Below are 17,312 nucleotides of genomic sequence, written 5' to 3'. Positions count from 1 at the left end.
GGACGGGGCGCCCCCCGGTGAGGGAGCGCCCCGTCGCGGCGTGGCGGACGCGTCAGCCGTTGGCGGCGACGTCGTCGACCAGGTGCAGCAGGGTGCGCACCGGGACGCCGGTGCCGCCCTTGGTCCAGTAGCCGGTGGCCTCGCCCGAGTGGTAGCCGGGGCCGGCGATGTCGATGTGCGCCCAGGCGACGTCGTCGGTGACGAACTCGCGCAGGAAGACACCACCCTGGAGCATGTGGCCCGCCCGGTCCATGCCGGCGTTGACCTGCGAGATGTCCGCGACCTCGGAGTCCATGCCCTTGCGCACGTCGTCCGGCAGCGGCATCGGCCAGGCCGGCTCGCCCGTCGCGTCACCCGCGGCCCGGACCCGCTCGCACAGCTCCGGGGTGCCCATCACGCCGGCGATCCGCTTGCCCAGCGCGATCACCTGGCCGCCGGTCAGCGTCGAGGTCTCGAACAGGTAGTCGGCGCCGTCCTCGCAGGCCCGGGCCATGGCGTCGGCCAGGATCATCCGGCCCTCGGCGTCGGTGTTGAGCACCTCGACCCGCTTGCCGCTGTACATGGTGATCACGTCGCCCGGCCGGTAGCTGGTGCCCGACGGCATGTTCTCCGCCATCGGCAGGTAGCCGGTGACCGCGATCGACGGCTTGAGCGCCGCGACGGCCAGCATGGCCGCGCCGACCGCAGCCGCGCCCGCCATGTCGGACTTCATCTCCCACATGCCCTGGGCCGGCTTGATCGAGATGCCGCCGGTGTCGAAGGTGATGCCCTTGCCGACCAGCGCCACCCGCTTGCCGTTGCCGCCGCCCTCCGGGGTGTAGGTCAGCTTGACCAGCCGCGGCGGGGCCTCCGAGCCCTGGCCGACGGCCAGGATCCCGCCGTAGCCGCCGGCGGCCAGCGCCGCCTCGTCGAGCACCTCGACGCCGAGCCCGACCTCCCGGGCGGCGGCCGCCACGGCCTCGGCGAACGACGGCGGGCGCAGCTCGTTCGGTGCGGTGTTGACCCAGTCCCGGCTGGTCCGCACCGCGCCGGCCACCGCCTGGGCGCGGGTGACCTCGGCCTGGGCGGTCGCGTCGGCCGCGTCCGGCACCGCGACCAGCACCTCGGCCACCGGCTCGCGCCGGGCCGGCTGCGGCTTGGTCTTGTAGCCGGCGAACCGGTAGCCGCCGAGCAGCGCGCCCTCGCCGACCGCGCGCAGCGCGGCCGGGGCGTCGGCGTCGTCGGGCAGCGGCAGGGCGAGCGCGACGCGGGACGCGCCGGCCAGGGCCCGGACGGCCGCGCCGGCGGCCCGGCGCAGGGTCTCCGGGGCCGGAGCGGCGCCGGACGGCTCGGGGCCGAGGCCGACGGCGACCACCACCGGGGCGGTGACCGTGCCCAGCGTGGCCAGCTTGATCACCTCGCCGGGGCCGCCGGTGGCGCCGAGCAGGGCCAGCGTCTCGGTCAGCTTGCCGTCGAACGCGGCGGCGATGCTCTCCGCGCCGCTGGCCAGCAGCAGGGCGCCGGCGGGTGAGCCGGCCTCCTGCTCGGTCGTCTGGCTGTGCACGCCGATCACGATCGCGTCGACGGCGAGTTCGGCGGGGTCGGTGTCGACCAGGCTGAGGGTGGTGCGGGGCGATGTCACGAAAGCTACTCCGGGCGGGCCGGGCCGGCCGCTGCGTCGCGTGCCGGCGATGAAGGTCTCCGGCGGCGAACCTACCCGCCGGACGCGTGGCTGTCCCGCCGATCGGTGCGGGCGGGACCTCCCGCGATGCTAACCAGCCGGTCACGGGCCGGTAAGTTCGCACCCATGACCGAGGTGACCTCCGACGCCGCCGCGACCCGGCTGCGCCGTTCCCCGTTGCACGAGCGGCACACCGCGCTCGGCGCCAAGTTCGCCCCCTTCGGGGGATGGGAGATGCCGCTGGAGTACGCCGGGGGCGGCGTGCTCAAGGAGCACACCGCCGTGCGTACCGGGGTGGGCGTCTTCGACGTCTCGCACCTCGGCAAGGCCCGCATCACCGGGCCGGGTGCCGCGGACTTCGTCAACTCCTGCCTGTCCAACGACCTCGGCCGGATCGCCCCCGGCAAGGCCCAGTACACGCTCTGCTGCGACGACGCCACCGGCGGCGTGGTGGACGACATCATCGCCTACCTGTACGCCGACGACCACGTCTTCCTGGTGCCGAACGCGGCGAACACCGCCGAGGTGGTCGGCCGGTTGCGCGCCGCCGCGCCCGAGGGCGTGATCGTCACCGACGAGCACGAGGCGTACGCGGTGCTCGCCGTCCAGGGGCCGCGCTCGGCGGAGCTGCTGGGCGCGCTCGGCCTGCCCACCGGCCACGACTACATGAGCTTCTCGGCCGCCGCGCTGAACGGCGTCGACCTGACCGTCTGCCGCACCGGCTACACCGGTGAACTCGGCTACGAGCTGGTCGTGCCGGCCGGCGACGCGCTCGCCGTCTGGGACGCGCTGTTCGCCGCCGGCGAGGCCGAGGAGCTGCGCGCCTGCGGCCTGGCCGCGCGGGACACGCTGCGCACCGAGATGGGGTACCCGCTGCACGGGCAGGACCTCTCGCTGGACATCACGCCGGTGCAGGCCCGCTCGGGCTGGGCGGTCGGCTGGGACAAGCCGGCCTTTTGGGGCCGCGACGTGCTGCGGGCCGAGAAGGCGGCCGGCCCCGCCCGCACGCTGCGCGGCCTGGAGGCGGTCGACCGGGCCATCCCGCGGCCCGGGATGGCCGTCTACGCCGGCGACAAGCAGGTCGGCACGATCACCAGCGGCACCTTCAGCCCGACGAAGAAGCAGGGCATCGCCCTGGCCCTGGTCGACACCGACCCGAAGCTCCCCGACGGCGAGATCCTGGAGGTCGACATCCGCGGCCGCCGCGCCCAGATGCGCCTGACCCGCCCACCCTTCGTCCAGCCCTCGGTCCGCTGACCCCACCCCACCCCACCCGCCATGTCGCGTCGATCATGAGGTTGGCGGCGGTCTCGATCTCCCCGGGTGCCGCCAACTTCATGATCGATCGGGTGGGAGGGGGCTAGGAGTCCGTCGGGGGTTCGCCGGCGTCCAGGACGGCCTGGGTCCAGCCGCCCTCGATGACGCCGGTGGCGTCCAGCACCGCCCAGTCGACGACGTCGGCGGCCTCCACCACGACCGGGGCGCCGATCCGGACCGTGGGGTCGCCGGCGGCGTCGCTGGCGCTCGCGCCGACGATCCGCTCCGGGGTGTCCCAGGAGGTCACCCCGGCCCACACGTACTCGGGGCCGTCGTCGCCGGGCAGCCCGTACTTGACCACGAGCTGGCTCTCGGCGGGGAGCAGGCCGGCCAGGAAGCGGGACCGGATGTCGTCGAGCGCGGCCCGGGCGGTGGCGACGGCCCGGCTCATCGCGTCGCCGGAGCGGGCGTACCGGACGTCGGGCTGGATGCCGTTGAACAGGGTCGCGCAGGCGGCGGCGAAGTAGCGGCCGGGCGGGCCCGGGTGCCCGGGCGGCGGGTTCAGGGTGAGGAACGAGTCGGCGTCCGGGTCGGTCGCCGGGTCCAGTTCCAGCCGCAGCAGCACGGGCGCCGTCGCGCCGTGCTGCTCCGGATTGCCGTAGGCCACCGCGATGTCGTGCCCGGTCACCGTGGCCAGCACCGGGAGCTGCACGAACGCCGGCACCTCCTCGCCGGACAGCCCGTCGGTCCAGTCCCGCAGCAGGCGCCGGGCCGCCCCGGTCATCACCGCGCCCCAGGCCCGGGTGAGGTGGTCCGGCACGCCCTGCGCCTGAAGCTCCAGCAGGCCGAAGCGGCGCAGCCCCTTCGTGGTGAACCAGAGCCCGTCGGCGTCCGACGAGTAGGGCACCAGCACCCAGTCGACCAGCCGGATCCGGCCGTGTTCGTCGGGGAGGGACCGCAGCGCCGTGGCCGGGTCGAGGAACTGGAGCCCGAAGACGTCCACCACGTCCCCGTCGACCGTTTCGGCGACCGCCGCGGCCACCGCCCGGGCCGCCCACTCGTGCGCCGGGGGCCAGCCCGGCCGGTACTCGGCCTGCACCACCACGAGGTGCGTGGCGGCGGCCAGCCGGGCCAGCTGCGGCTCGGTCGCCCCGAACGCGGTGAGCAGGTCCGGCGGCAGCTCCGGGAACTCGCTGACCGGGCGGGTGTCCACGGTCATGAGCGGGCTGTCCAGCATCTGCCGGGCCAGCCCGTGCACCGGCTCGGCGAGCCGGCCGGCCAGCCGCTCCACGGCGGTCTTCGGGCTCACCTTCGGCAGGCCGACGAGCGGCACCAGATAGGTCGCGTCCAGCGACTCGGGCACCGGTACGGGCAGGAAGTCGTCCGTGATGAGCATGCCGTCCCCCTCGACCGCGCCGGTGCACCTCGCCTGAGAACGCTACCCGCCCGGACGGGTGAGGCTCAGGCGGACAGCACCAGTCCCAGGTAGGACAGCGTGGTGACGAGCTCCACGAGGGCGCCGAGCACGTCGCCGGTGATCCCGCCGAGCCGGCGTACCAGGTGCCGCAGCAGCCCGGCCGCGACGGCGAGCGCGGCCAGCACGGCGAGCGGCCCCTGCCAGGGGCGGCCGGGCACCGCCGGCACGGCCAGCAGCGCCACGGCGGCCGTGCCGGCCACCAGCGCGACCGGCCCCACCGTGCCGGCCACCAGCGCCCCCAGCCCCTCCGGCCGGGCGGCGGGCACCCCGCGCCGGCAGGCCAGCGCGACAGCCAGCCGGCCGGCCGCCGTCGCCGCGACGACCGCCGCGACCGCCGCCGGCCGCGACCGCCCGGCCAGCTCGGCGAGCACCGCCACCTGGAGCAGGAGTACGACCACCAGCGCGACCACGCCGAACGGCCCGACATCGGGCTTCTTCATGATCTCCAGCGCCGCCGGCCCGCGCCGGTAGGAGCCGAGCGCGTCCACCGTGTCGGCCAGCCCGTCCAGGTGCAGCCCCCGGGTGAGCAGCGCGCCCAGCGCGACGACCACCCCGGCGGCGACCAGCGGCGGCGCGACCGCCGCGGCGAGCAGCAGCACCGCCCCGAGGACCGCGCCGAGCAGCGCGCCGACCGCCGGGGCCAGCGCCATGGCGGCGCCGGCCGCGGCCCGGTCGACCCGGCCCGCGCGGACCGGTGCCGTGGTGAACGTGGTGAGCGCCAGCCGGATCCCGTCGCCGAGCCGGAACTCAGTCGGCACGTCGGCCGGGGGCGACCGGCTCGTCCGGCTCGACCGTGGTGGGCCCCGGGCCGGCGGGCTCGGGCTCGGTGAAGTCCGGTTCGGGTCCCGGCCCGGCGGGTTCGGTCCCGGCGAAGTCCGGCTCGGGTCCGGTGCTGGCGGGTCCGGGGCCGGCCGGCTCGGGCTCGGTGAAGTCCTCGTCGTCCCCGCCGCCGAGCGCCGGGTGCACCGGCAGGCCGGCGGCGAGCGACAGGGCCGAGCGCAGCAGGGGCAGGGCGGCCAGCGCGGTCGCGCCCTCGCCCAGGTCGAGCCGGAGGTCCAGCAGCGGGGTCAGGCCCAGCACGTCGGCGGCGAGCCGCACCCCGGGCCGGCCGCCGTGGTCGGGCAGCAGGCACCAGTGCCGGGCCTGCCCGGCCAGGTCGCGGCTGACCATGCCGGCGGCCACCCCGACCGGCCCGTCCAGCAGCACCGGGACGCGCCGGGCGGTCGCGCCGAGCAGCACGCCGGTGGCCACCGCCACGTCGCCGCCGCCCAGCTCGGCGAGCACGTCCTTGGCCTCGCGGGCGGAGCGCCGGGTGCGGTGCAGCGCGTCGCGGACGGCGGCGCAGCGGACCATCCAGGCGGCGTCGTCGAACTCGCCGTGCTCGGTCACCACCCGGCCCAGCACCGCCGGGGGTTCCGCGCCGGCCGTCGCAGCCAGCACGGCCGCGGCGGCCGTCTCGGTGCCGGCCCCGCACGCCGCGAGCACCAGCAGCTGTACGCCCGCGTCGGCGGCCTGCTCGGCGAGCCGCCAGCCGTAGCGCAGGGCGGCCTCGACCTCCTCGCCGCCGAGCGCCGGCCCTTCCTCGATGGGGGCGGAGGTGGGCGCCTCCACCACCTGGAGGCTCGCGCCGCTCTCGGCGGCCAGCCGGGCGAGGGGTCCCTTGCCGGCGCGCGCCTGCCGGGCGCGGCGGGCCGACTCGCCGGGCACCGCGCCGGCCGACGCGCCGCCCTCGTGGTCGCCGTGCAGCAGCAGCACCCGGACCGAGCCCCACGGCGTCGGGGTGGCGGTGCCCTGGGTGGCGGCGGCGAAGCCGACCACACGTTCCAGGACGCCGAGGCCGGCGCCGGGGATGTCCAGCGTGGCCAGCCGGTCGACCGCCTGCGGCCCGGTGTAGTCGTCGGGCATCGGCAGTTCCATGCCGGGCTGGATGACCAGGCCGGTGGCGACCATCGGCAGCGCCATGGTCGGCGCGGCCCAGTCGGCGGGACCGGCCGCGGCGGCCGGTGCCGGTGCCGGGGCCGGCGGAACGGCGGGGGTGAGCACCTCGGGCAGCGCCTCGTCGGGCGCGGCGGCCGGTGCCGGGGCGGCCGGCGCGGAAACGGCTTCTGCGGCCGCCTGCGCGGGACCGGCCTGTGCGGCGCCCGCCCGTGCGGGCCCGGCCAGCGCGGGGGCGGGTGCCGGCTTCAGCCAGGCGGTCTGCCCGGCCACCACCAGGGCGACCGCGTCGCAGGCCTCGGCGACCGCCCGGTTGGTCGCGCCCAGCGCGTCGGTGAACGCCCGGCCCAGCGGCGTGGTCGGCACCAGCGACAGGCCCACCTCGGGGCTGACCAGCACCAGCCGGGCGGCGCTGGCCCGGACGGCCGCGGCCAGCTCCGCGATGGTGGCCGTGTCGTCGGCCGGCTGGTGCGCCGGATCGAGCAGCACGGTCACCCAGCCGCCCAGGTCGTCGACGAGCAGCGTCTCGTTCGGCCCGGCCGTCGCGATCACCTCGGCCAGGCGGCCGGGGTCGGCGGCGGTCTCCTCGGTGGTCCAGCTGCCGGGCCGGCGGGCGCGGTGCGCCGCGAGGCGGGTCGCCCACTCGGTGTCCTCCGGATCCCCCTCGGGGGCGGTGGCCACGTACCGGACCGTGGGCGCGTCGGCGACCACCGACTCGGCGAACTCCGACTTGCCCGAGCGGATACCGCCGAGCACCAGGAGGGTGTTCCACCCGTCTACGGACATGCCCGTACCTTAAGGCCGCCCGGCGGGTCGCCGCCCGCCGGCCCGGGGGCTCAGTCGCAGTGCTCGAACGCGCTGCCGTAGCTGGCCCCGCCCGCCGACCCGCCCCACTTCACGCAGGCCCCGGCGGCGCTCGCCCGCACCGGCCCGGCGTAGTAGCGGTAGGCGCCGCTCTCGGTCTGCCGCGCCTTGCCCCGCACCTCCAGGTACGCGGTCACCGTGGTGGCCTGCCCGACGTCGGTGTCCTTGAGGGTGACCACGCAGTTGGTGCCGCCCGCGGTGCTGTAGAGCAGGTAGACGCGCCCCGTGCGGACCCCGCCGGCGGTCAGGGTCGCCGAGTCGATCACCTGGTAGCCGCTGCCGCACGCCTGCGCCGCCGTGTACGGCTGCTTCGGGCTGGCCTTGCTCCCGGTCGGGGCGGGCGCGCCGCCGGTCGGCGCGGGGTCCCCGGCCGACGGGGTGCCGGCATCCGCGGCGGGACGGCTCGGCGTTGCCGACGGCGACCGGCCCGGCCGCCCGCTGCGGCTCGGCGTCGGCGACGCGCCGGAACCGGCGCCCACACTGGCGCCGGCCGACGCCTCCGGCTGCGCGGGGTCGGCGACCGCGGACTCCCCGGCCAGCGCGGCCGGGCCGCGGCCGGGATCCGGGTCGTCGGGGGAGTTCAGCACCGCCACGACCACGGCGGTCAGCACGGCGACCAGCACCACGCCGGCCGCACCGGCCAGCGCCAGTGCCCGGCCGCGGCCCCGGCGCTCCGCCGGCTCCTCCAGCGTCGGCGGTACGCCGGAACCGGCGTGCCGGTCCCGCAGCGAGCCGTGTCCGGGCTCCCCGCCCGCCTGCCCGAACCCGGCCGCCCAGGCCGGCGCCGGGGCGGAATCCGGCCCGGGAGCGCCGGGGGCGGGCCCGGCGACGGCGGAGGCGTGCCCGGGAGCGAAGACGGGACCGGGCGGCGTGGTGCGGGCGGCCGGGGCGGGGCCGGCGGCGGACCGCGGCTGGCCGGCAGGGGACTGGCCGGCGGGCGCCTGACCGGTCGACGGCTGGCCGGCCGGTGGCGTCGTCGCGGGTGGGTCCGGGGTCGGCGCCGGGAGGACCGCCGGGCCGGGCACGGCGGGACCCGCGACCGCCCACGGCGGGCGGGGCGGTGCCGGGAGCCGGGCCAGGGTGGCGTCCCGGGCGTCCTGGGCGGCCTCGGCCAGGGCGAGCGCGGTCGGGAACCGGTCCGCCGGACGCTTCGCCAGCGCGCGGCCGACCACCTCGACCACCGCGGGCGGCGTGCCCACCAGCGGCGGCGGCTCGTCCTGGACGTGCCGCATGGCCACCTGGAGCGGGTTGTCGCCCTCGAAGGGCGGCCGCCCGGCCAGGCAGTAGTAGGCGACGGCGCCGAGCGCGTAGACGTCGGTGACCGGAGACACCGGCTGTCCGGCCGCCTGCTCCGGCGACATGTACGAGGCGGTGCCGAGCACCATGTGCGCGGCCGTGATGCCGGCCATGGTGCTGGCCCGGGCGATGCCGAAGTCCACCAGCACGACCGTGCCGTCCCGCTTGACCAGCAGGTTCCCGGGCTTCACGTCGCGGTGCACGATCCCGGCGAGGTGGGCGGCGTGCAGGGCGTGCGCGGCCTGCCCCACCACCGACATGGTGGACGCCGGGTCGAGCCGGCCGGCGCGCCGGATCCAGGTGACCAGCGGCTCGCCGTCGACGTACTCCATCACGAGGTAGCTGACCTGGCTGCCGTCGGCGAGGGTCGCGGAGCCGAAGTCGTGGACCTGCACGATGCCGGGGTGCCGCAGCGCCGCCAGCATCCGGGCCTCGGCGTGGAACCGGGTGGTGAACTCGGGATCGGCGACCAGCGACGGCAGCAGGACCTTCACGGCGACCTCGCGGCCCAGCAGGGTGTCGGTGCACTTCCAGACCGCACCCATGCCGCCCGTCGCGATGCGTTCGCCCAGCCGGTAGCGATCGCTGAGCACCACTCCTTGAGTCAGCACCGAGCCACCGTACCGGTCCGGGCCGCCGGCATGATCCACGTGGCGGCCGGGCCGTCCCGCGTCCGGCCGACTAGGCTTGCGGGGGTTTCCGTCCCAGGGCGACGGCGGCGAGGGGAGACGCGGCATGGCGTGGAGCTGGCGGTACGAGGGCACGAACGGCGCATCGGTCGACGGGCCGGGTGAGTCGTTCCCCAGCCAGGCGGACGCCGAGTCGTGGATCGGCCAGGCCTGGCGGGAGCTCGCGGCGTCCGGCGTCACCTCCGTCGCGCTCGTGGAGGACGACCGGGTGGAATACCGGATGAGCCTGCTGCCCCCGGCCGAATGACGGGCTACGACCGCCCCCGCGACCCGCTGGTGCTCGGGGTGCCCCGGGCGGCGTTCCGGCCCAGCCCGATCTTCCTCGCCCTGGTCGCGATCTTCGTGGCCAGCGGCGTGATGGCCTGGAACGGGTTCGGCAGCGTCCGGTTCGACGTCTTCCTCTTCGTGGTCTCCGGCTGGCTGGTCTCGCTCTGCCTGCACGAGTACGCGCACGCCGTGGTCGCGTACCGGGCCGGGGACCGGGACATCGCGCACCGCGGTTACCTGACGTTGAACCCGCTGAAGTACACCCACCCGCTGCTGTCCATCGTGCTGCCGGTGGTCGTGGTGCTGCTCGGCGGCATCGGCCTGCCCGGCGGCGCGGTCTGGGTCGACCGGCACGCCATCCCGGGCCGGCTGCGGCACACCCTGGTCAGCCTGGCCGGGCCGGCCACCAACGTGCTGTTCACCCTGCTGCTGGTGCTGGCCGTGCGGATCGGCCGGGAGGTCGGCGGCGGCCCGCTGGAGTTCTGGGCCGGGGTGGGGCTGCTGGCGTTCCTCCAGCTCACCGCCAGCGTGCTCAACCTGCTGCCGGTGCCGGGCCTGGACGGCGGCAACATGATCGAGCCGTGGCTGTCCCCGGCGTACCGGCGGATGTACGGGCTGTTCGCCCCGTACGGCTTCATCCTGCTGTTCGCGCTGCTGTGGAGCCCGCGGATCAACAACTGGTTCTTCAGCGCGGTCTTCTCCGTCGGTGACCTGCTCGGCCTGCCGCCCCAGCTCTACGCGCTCGGCTGGCACCTGATCCGCTTCTGGGAGGGCTGACCTCCGGAGCCGGGAGCCGCCGCGCAGCGGCGGGGCGCCTCCCGCCGCGCGTACCCCCGAGGGGTCCCGGGCCGGCGCGGAGGCCGCGCCGGCCCGGGGAGAGCGTCACGGACGCTGCGCCGGGCTCTCGGTCTTCGCGGGGTCCCGCTCGGTGACCGGCTCGACGATCTCGTCGATGGCCTTGAGCAGGTCGGCGTCGAGCTTCACGCCCGCCGCCTTCACGTTGTCGTGCACCTGCTCCGGCCGGGACGCCCCGACGATCGCCGAGGAGACGTTCGGGTTCTGGAGCACCCACGCGACGGCGAGCTGCGGCATGGTGAGCCCGGCCTGCTCGGCCAGGGGCTTGAGCCGCTGCACCCGGGTGAGCACCTCGTCGGTCATGAACCGGGCGATGAAGCCCGCGCCGGACTTCTCGTCGGTGGCGCGGGAACCGGCCGGCGGCGGCTGGCCCGGCAGGTACTTGCCGGAGAGCACGCCCTGGGCCATCGGCGACCAGACGATCTGGCCTACGCCCAGCTCCTCGCTCGTGGGAATGACCTCGGCCTCGATGACCCGCCACAGCATCGAGTACTGCGGCTGGTTGGAGACCAGCGGGATGCGCAGCTCGCGGGCGAGCCCGTGCGCCTCCCGGATCTGCGACGCCTTCCACTCGGAGACGCCGATGTAGTGCGCCTTGCCGGAGTGCACGATGTCGGCGAACGCCTCCATCGTCTCCTCCAGCGGGGTGCTGTAGTCGTAGCGGTGGGCCTGGTAGAGGTCGACGTAGTCGGTCTGCAGGCGGCGCAGCGAGCCGTTGATCGACTCCATGATGTGCTTGCGGGACAGGCCCCGGTCGTTGCGGCCCGGCCCGGTCGGCCAGAACACCTTGGTGAAGATCTCCAGCCCCTCGCGCCGCTCGCCCTTGAGCGCGCGGCCGAGCACCTCCTCGGCCTTCGTGCCGGCGTAGACGTCGGCGGTGTCGAAGGTGGTGATGCCGGTGTCCAGGGCGGCCCGCACACAGGCGGTGGCGGCCTCCTCCTCGACCTGCGACCCGTGGGTGATCCAGTTGCCGTACGAGATCTCACTGACCAGCAGGCCCGAGCGGCCTAGGTGTCGGAATTCCATGCCCCGACCCTAGTCCTGCCCGATCATGGTCGCCGTGCGGCGCGGCGGGGTGTGACGCCGCACCGGGCAGCAGGGCGTCTGCCCGCCGGTGCTGACGCCGGAGCGTCAGAGCACCGGGCTGGTGTCGGCGAGCAGCCGGTCGATCTCCGCGACCACGGCGGCCCGCCCCGGGTGCACCAGGTCGATCAGCAGATCACCCCGCCGGTCCAGCGCACCCCACCGGCCCGACTCGTCGGCCACCAGGAACGCCACCGGGTGCACCACCAGCGACGGGTACGCCGGCGGGACCAGCACCCGCCCGGTCCGGTCCACCACACCCCGGCGACCGGCCAGCTCCACCCCGGCCAGGCCGTCCTCGGTGAACCCGTCCACGTGCCGGCCGTCGGCCAGCGCCGTGCTCAGACCGTGGTAGCGGGTCGGCACCACCACCTGGCCGGTCCGGTCCACGGCGCCCCAACCGCCGTTCTGCCGTACCGCCGCGAGGCCGCCCCGGAACGGCCGGACGTCCTCGTAGCCCGGCGGGATCTTCACGATGTTGGTCCGGTCGACCGCCATCCACCGGCCCTTGCCGTCCATCGACACCCAGGACAGCCCCTCCGAGAACGACCCCACCGCCCGGTAGCCGTTGTTCGCCTCGATCAGCGCCGCGCCGGCCGTGTCGATCAGCGCCCAGCGGGACGCCTCCGGGCGGCGTACCCACGCCAGGCCCTCACGGAACGGCTGCACCTCGGCGTACCCGTGGGCGATCACCAGCTCGCCCTCGGCGTCCGCGTACCCCCAGAGCTCCTGGTCCTCGTCGAACGTCGGCACCGGGTGCCGCTCGCCGCCCAGCAGCGTCTCCCGGCTGCGCGGCTTCGGCCCGAACCCGTCCGTCGCGGCCCGCTCGGCGACCGCGTCCAGCGCCAGCGTGGTCCGCGCGTTCAGCTCCGCGTCCTCACCCTGGCGCAGGTCCAGCGCCCGCTCGAAGTGCAGGCACGCCTCGGTCAGCCGGCCCTGGTCGTAGCAGGAACGGCCCGCGTGCTCGTGCAGCACGGCACGCAGCCGGTCCGGGAGCTCCGGCGAGTTGGCCTCCGCGAAGAGCCGGTCCGCCTCCGCGTACTCGCCACGCCAGCGCAGCACCTCGGCCAGCCGGGCGCGGGCCAGCGCGGTCCGCCGCAACTCACCGGTGGCATCCGCGTACGTGAGGGCGAGCCGCCCGTCGGCCACGGCGTCGTCCAGCTCGCCGAGGATCCGCGACGCCACCGAGCGCAGGCTGAGCAGCCGGGCGCGGCTGCGGTTGTCCAGCGCGGTGCCCAGCTTGGTGGTGAGCCCGTCCCGGATCTCCCGCAGCGCCGCCGGGTCGGGCGCCTCCTCGCGGAGGGTCTCCGGGTGCAGCCGCCAGCGGACGGCGGCCAGCGCCTGCTCCGGGTCGGCCGGGCGGGCCTCCCGCGGCTCGGTGTCGGCCTCCTCGCCGGCAGGTTCCCGGTCGGTCGCCTCCTGGTCGGCGGCTGCCTCGTCGGCCGGTTCGTCGGTGTGCGCGGACGGGACAGCCCCGGCCGGGGTGGGTTCGGCGGAGGCCCCGGCCGGGGTGGGTTCGGCGGAGGCCTCGGCCGGGGTGGTCGGTGCCGGTGGCTGCGCGTCCGGCACGGCCGGCGGATCCGGGACGGGATCCGGTTGGTCGGCGGCGGCCGGCTCGTGGGGTGTCGCGGCGGTCTCCTGCCGCGCGGCTGCCGGCGCGGCATCGTCCCGTGCCGGTTCCGCCGGTGCCGGCACCTCGGCCTGCTCCGGCGTGCGCGGCGCGGGTGCCACCTGGTCCGGCACCCCGCTCCGGTCCGGCACCCCGCTCCGGTCCGGCACGCCCGTCTGGGCCGGCACCGTGGTCTGCGCAGGCGCGGGCGCCGTCCCTGCCGACATCCCGGCCTGGTCCGGGGTGCGCGGTGCGGGAGCCGGGGCGGTGCCGGACGGCGTGGCGTCCTGGGCGGCCCCCGCCGGCACGGCGGCCTCGGTCGGCGGGTGCGGGTACTGGTCCGCCGGCGTGCCGGTGGCGGTCCCGGTCGGGCCAGCGGCGTCGGGGGCCTGTCCGGCCGGCTCCCGCGTGGCCGGCTCGGAGGGGTGCGGCGGGCCGTCGGGGCCGGGCGAACCGGAGACCGGCACCACGGCACCGGCGGCGAGGGATCCGGCGAGGCTCGGCGCGGGCGCCCCGGACACCGGGGCGGCCGGCCCTCGGGCGGATCGGCCGGAGGTGGCCGGGTCCGGGGCGGGCGTTGCCGGGGCGGGCGCGTCGGGGCTCGCCGCGGGCGGCGCGGAGACCGGCGCGGCGGTGCTCGGCGCAGGCGCCGCCGGGACGGGCGCGGCCGGGTCCGGGGCCGGCGGGGATCCGGCGTCGGGTGGTGCGGTGCCGCCGGACGGGCCGCCGACCGGTGGCGTCCACGGCGCCGGAGCGGGTCGGTCCGGCGCGGCGGCCGTGGACGACGCCGCGGTCGGGGCGGTGGGCCCGGGCACGTCGGACCGGGGCCCGGCGGGGGCCGGCTGCGCCGGGACGTCGGTCGCCGGCTCGGGCGGGCCGGAGACGGGCCGGGCGTCGGCCGCGGGGCTGGCGGTGCCCGGGCCGGCCGGTGCGGGTGCGGGTTCCGTCGGGCGCGCGGATGCCGGATCCGACCCGGCCCGGACTTCGAGGGCGGGGGTCGACCGCTCCCCGTCCGGTGCGGCGGCGTCCGGACGGAGCGCCACGCGGGCCTCGGGCGCGGGGTCGGACAGCTCCACCGTCGGCCGTACGGCCGACGGCTCGGCGGAACCGGCCGCCGGTGCCCCCGCGTGCGCGGGGCCGGGGGTCTCCGTCGGAGCGGCCGGCGACACCGGCTCGTTGGCCCGGAACCAGGTCTCCGCGGGACCGTCCGCCGGTTCGACCGGCCGCGCCGCCGCCGCGTCCTGCGGCCGGTCGGCGACCTCGCCCAACCGGGCGTTTCCGTCGTCGCTGACCGGCGCGGACGCCGGGCCACCCGCGCGCGGCGAGCCCGGGCCGGCCGGCGTGGTCGCCCGGCGGTCGTCCGTCGGCCCGGCGGCCCCGGCGGGCGTGCGCGGACCGGCGGCCTCGCCCGACCGGGTGTCCTCGGCGGGCACGGTCGGGCTGACGGTGTGCTCCGGCCGGGCGACTCCGGGCCCGGGGTAGGCGGGTGGTGCGGCGCGGGCCGCTTCGGCCGCTGCCGGCCCGTGGACGGGTCGGGCCTGTGGCGGCTGTGCTGTCCGGCCGCCGTCCGCAGCCGGCTGGGCGGTGGGAGAGGCGGGCGGGCCGGACACCGGCCGCCCGGACACGGGCGCCTCGACGGCCGGCGGTGCGGAGACGGGTGCCGCCGACACGGGCACGCCGGAGACGGGCGCGTTCGCGGTCGGTGCGCTCGGCACGGGCGTGGCCGGTAGCGGCGCGCCCGACACGGGCGTGACCGGCAGCGGTGGGCTCGACACGGGCGTGACCGGCAGCGGCGCGTTCGACACGGGCGTTGCCGGCAGCGGCGCGCCGGACACCGGCATGGCCGGCAGCGGTGCGCCCGGGATGGGCTCCGCCCGGCGCGGATCCGGTCGACCCGCCGGCTCCGCCGGTGGCCGCCGGCCGTCGTCGGGCCGGGTCGGCATGGCGGGCTGACGCCACTCGTCCGGCCGCGCCGGCGGCACGGGCCGCTGGCGCGCGTCGTCGGGGCGTGGCGGGGGCGGCGCGACCGGCCGGTCCGGCCGCTCCCCGGGTCGGGCCGGGGCGGCCGGCATGGCCGCCTCGCCTCGCTGGTCCGGGCGCGCAGCGGGCTGGGGCTGCGGCCTGACCTCGTCGGGGCGTACCGGCCGGTCCCGCAGGTCGTCCGGACGGGCCCGCGCGGCCGGCTCGACCGGCGGTCGCCAGCCGTCGCCCGGGCGGGCCGGCCCGGGCTCGCCCGGCCGCCCCTGCCATCCGTCCGGCTGCGGCCGGTACTCGGGCCGGGGACCGTCCGAGTCCGGCCGGGGCCCGACAACGCCGGGACGCGGACCGGTGGACTCCGGGCGCGGCCCGACCGACTCCGGCCGGGGCCCGACCGGGGCAGGACGCGGACCCGTGGATTCCGGACGGGGCCCGACCGACTCCGGACGCGGCCCGACCGACTCGGGGCGCGGGCCGTCGAACTCGGGCCGGGGGCGGACCGGCTCGGGCCGGCCGTTCACCGGTTCGGGGCGACGACGGATCGGCTCCGGTGGTGGGCCGACGACGTCCGGCCGCGGGGCGCCCGACTCGGGGCGGCGGCCGTCGTAGCGGGCCGCCTCGTCCACCGGGCGGCCGGGGCGGGCGTCCGGGCCCGGCCGGTCGACCGTCGGGCGGTGCCGTTCGTCGGGCCGGTACGCGGCCGGCTCGATGTGCGGTCGCCGCTCGACGACCGGCCACTCCCCGGGGTGGGGTCGCGCGCGGTCGCCCGGCGGGCGCTGACCCTCCCGGCGCTCCTCGGGCCGGAACGCGGCGGGACGCGACTCGCCGTACCGGCCCGGCTCGGGGCGGTACGGGTCCGCCGGCCGGCGGCCGCTCTCGGGTGCCTCCCGGTACGTCTCGGCCCGCGCGGCCGCGTCCCGGCGCGGCGGTCCGTCGTGACCCCGGTCCGGTTCCCGGCGCGGCCCGTCGAAACCGCGGCCCGGCTCGCCACGGGGCGGCCCGTCGTGACCCCGGGCCGGCTCCCGGCGCGGTCCGGCGAACCCGCGATCCGGCTCGCCAGGCGGCGGCCCGTCGTAGCCCCGGCCCGGCTCGCCACGGAGCGGCCCGTCGAAACGTGGCTCGCCCGGCTGGCGGAAGTCCGGGCTCCGCCCGCTCGGGCGGGCAACCCCGGCGTCGCGGCGGCCGGGGAAGTCCGGGTCCCCCCGGCCGGGCACGTCCTGGTCGCGCCGCCCGGGGTCACCCTCCCGCCGACCCGTCCGCCCGTCGAACGCCGGATCCCGCCGGCCGTCGAACGCCGGATCCCGCCGGGCGTCGAACGCCGGATCCCGCCGGGCGTCGAACGCCGGATCCCGCCGGGCGTCGAACGCCGGATCCCGCCGGGCGTCGAAGGCCGCCTCCCGGCGATCGTCGAGTCCCGGCTCGCGCCGGCCGTCGAACGCCCGGCGGCCGTCGAACGCCGGCTCCCGCCGGTCCACCGGGCCGTCCGGCGGCGGGCCGGTCCGGCCGTCCGCCGGCGCGCGGCGCTGCTCCGGTCGGCCCGATCGCGGCGCGTGGTGCGGGTACTCCTCCGGCTCCGGCACCCAGCCGGGCTCCGCGGCGGGGGAGACCGGCCGGTGCGGCGCCGCCCCGCGCGCCGACTCCGGGCGCACCCACCGCTGGTCGAACCGGTCACCCGGCGCCCCGCGCCGCGGACCGTCCTCGGGTCGCCGCCCGTTCGCGGCCGGCCGCCCACCGCGCCGACCGTCGAGGTCGTCCGGTGCGGCCGGGCTGACGGGGTACGTGCCGCGGCGCCGGTCGAGGTCGTCGGGTCCGGCCGGGCTGACGGGGTAGCTGCCGCGGCGCCGGTCGAGGTCCTCCGGGCCGGCGGGGCTGACGGGATACGTGCCGCGCCGCCCGTCGGGGCCACCAGGGCCGGCGGGGCTGACGGGGTATGTGCCGCGGCGCCGGTCGAGGTCGTCGGGCCCCGCCGGGCTGACCGGGTACGCGTCCTCGCCGGCCGGCGCGGGGCTGACCGGGTGCACCTCCGCCCGGCCGACCGCCGAGGCCCGGCCGCGCGGTGCGGGCGGGGTCAGGTACTCGAGGCCGATGTCGCCCGGATAGCGCTGGCCGGGGAACTGCGGGCGCCACTCGTGGGTGGGTTCGGCCGCCCAGGAGGGCTCGGCCAGCTCGCGCCAGCGGTCCCAGCCGCTCATCGGGGCACCCTGTCGCCGCCCGCGCGGCGCGGCCCCGGGGCCGGCTCGCGTCGCTCGCTCACGGCGATGTCACCTCGTTGGAAATTGTCGCGCCGGGCGCCCTTCGTGCCGGTAGAGTCGCCCGGTCCAGCACGTCGTGGCTGCGGAAGGA

At 78.0% G+C, this 17,312-nt stretch carries 10 protein-coding genes; 3 read left to right on the top strand and 7 right to left on the bottom strand.

Annotated features, from left to right (window positions below):
- Positions 1-52 precede the first annotated feature (52 nt).
- Entirely contained in the window at positions 53-1,621 is a 1,569-nt protein-coding gene (locus tag ACZ6PY_RS07695) for a leucyl aminopeptidase (RefSeq protein WP_466070163.1), read from the bottom strand.
- A gap of 165 nt (positions 1,622-1,786) precedes the next feature.
- Between ACZ6PY_RS07695 and gcvT the strand changes: the two genes are divergently transcribed.
- Positions 1,787-2,917, top strand: coding sequence for a glycine cleavage system aminomethyltransferase GcvT (gcvT, locus tag ACZ6PY_RS07690; RefSeq protein ID WP_466070161.1), 1,131 nt, complete (start codon positions 1,787-1,789; stop codon positions 2,915-2,917).
- Between the two features lie 103 nt (positions 2,918-3,020).
- Here the strand turns inward: gcvT and ACZ6PY_RS07685 are convergent, their stop codons facing one another.
- The 4 genes from ACZ6PY_RS07685 to ACZ6PY_RS07670 form a co-directional block, all read right to left on the bottom strand.
- Complete coding sequence (locus ACZ6PY_RS07685; protein WP_466070160.1) at positions 3,021-4,313, bottom strand: DUF2314 domain-containing protein; 1,293 nt, start codon at positions 4,311-4,313, stop codon at positions 3,021-3,023.
- A gap of 65 nt (positions 4,314-4,378) precedes the next feature.
- On the bottom strand, positions 4,379-5,152 hold the full coding sequence (locus ACZ6PY_RS07680; protein ID WP_466070158.1) for an adenosylcobinamide-GDP ribazoletransferase: 774 nt from the start codon (positions 5,150-5,152) through the stop codon (positions 4,379-4,381).
- A complete protein-coding gene (locus ACZ6PY_RS07675; RefSeq protein WP_466070156.1) occupies positions 5,142-7,115 on the bottom strand; it encodes a bifunctional adenosylcobinamide kinase/adenosylcobinamide-phosphate guanylyltransferase in 1,974 nt (657 codons plus the stop codon). Before ACZ6PY_RS07675 ends, ACZ6PY_RS07680 begins: the two co-directional genes overlap by 11 nt.
- A gap of 50 nt (positions 7,116-7,165) precedes the next feature.
- On the bottom strand, positions 7,166-9,100 hold the full coding sequence (locus ACZ6PY_RS07670; RefSeq protein WP_466070154.1) for a serine/threonine-protein kinase: 1,935 nt from the start codon (positions 9,098-9,100) through the stop codon (positions 7,166-7,168).
- A gap of 124 nt (positions 9,101-9,224) precedes the next feature.
- On the opposite strand from ACZ6PY_RS07670, the gene ACZ6PY_RS07665 reads away from it, so the two are divergent.
- Positions 9,225-9,425, top strand: a complete 201-nt coding sequence (locus ACZ6PY_RS07665; RefSeq protein WP_091320006.1) for a hypothetical protein — start codon at positions 9,225-9,227, stop codon at positions 9,423-9,425.
- Entirely contained in the window at positions 9,422-10,222 is an 801-nt protein-coding gene (locus tag ACZ6PY_RS07660) for a site-2 protease family protein (protein WP_466070152.1), read from the top strand. The genes ACZ6PY_RS07665 and ACZ6PY_RS07660 overlap by 4 nt, the downstream gene beginning before the upstream one ends.
- Before the next feature lie 105 nt (positions 10,223-10,327).
- Here ACZ6PY_RS07660 and ACZ6PY_RS07655 read toward each other — a convergent pair whose 3' ends face one another.
- On the bottom strand, positions 10,328-11,326 hold the full coding sequence (locus ACZ6PY_RS07655) for an aldo/keto reductase family protein (RefSeq protein ID WP_262282347.1): 999 nt from the start codon (positions 11,324-11,326) through the stop codon (positions 10,328-10,330).
- 105 nt (positions 11,327-11,431) lie between these two features.
- Positions 11,432-17,161 (bottom strand): WG repeat-containing protein, encoded by a 5,730-nt coding sequence (locus tag ACZ6PY_RS07650; RefSeq protein WP_466070150.1) that lies wholly within the window; start codon positions 17,159-17,161, stop codon positions 11,432-11,434.
- Positions 17,162-17,312 lie beyond the last annotated feature (151 nt).

The organism is Micromonospora sp. NPDC048907 (assembly GCF_055586885.1).
Note: the sequence above shows the minus strand (reverse complement) of the source record. Positions and strands in the feature narration are given on the sequence as shown.

Excerpts from the sequence above, each read along its gene's own strand:
- ACZ6PY_RS07685 (WP_466070160.1), bottom strand. The coding sequence starts at position 4,313 with ATGCTCATCACGGACGACTTCCTGCCCGTACCGGTGCCCGAGTCGCTG.
- ACZ6PY_RS07675 (WP_466070156.1), bottom strand. The coding sequence starts at position 7,115 with ATGTCCGTAGACGGGTGGAACACCCTCCTGGTGCTCGGCGGTATCCGC.
- ACZ6PY_RS07665 (WP_091320006.1), top strand. The coding sequence starts at position 9,225 with ATGGCGTGGAGCTGGCGGTACGAGGGCACGAACGGCGCATCGGTCGAC.
- ACZ6PY_RS07655 (WP_262282347.1), bottom strand. The coding sequence starts at position 11,326 with ATGGAATTCCGACACCTAGGCCGCTCGGGCCTGCTGGTCAGTGAGATC.
- gcvT (WP_466070161.1), top strand. The coding sequence starts at position 1,787 with ATGACCGAGGTGACCTCCGACGCCGCCGCGACCCGGCTGCGCCGTTCC.
- ACZ6PY_RS07660 (WP_466070152.1), top strand. The coding sequence starts at position 9,422 with ATGACGGGCTACGACCGCCCCCGCGACCCGCTGGTGCTCGGGGTGCCC.
- ACZ6PY_RS07650 (WP_466070150.1), bottom strand. The coding sequence starts at position 17,161 with ATGAGCGGCTGGGACCGCTGGCGCGAGCTGGCCGAGCCCTCCTGGGCG.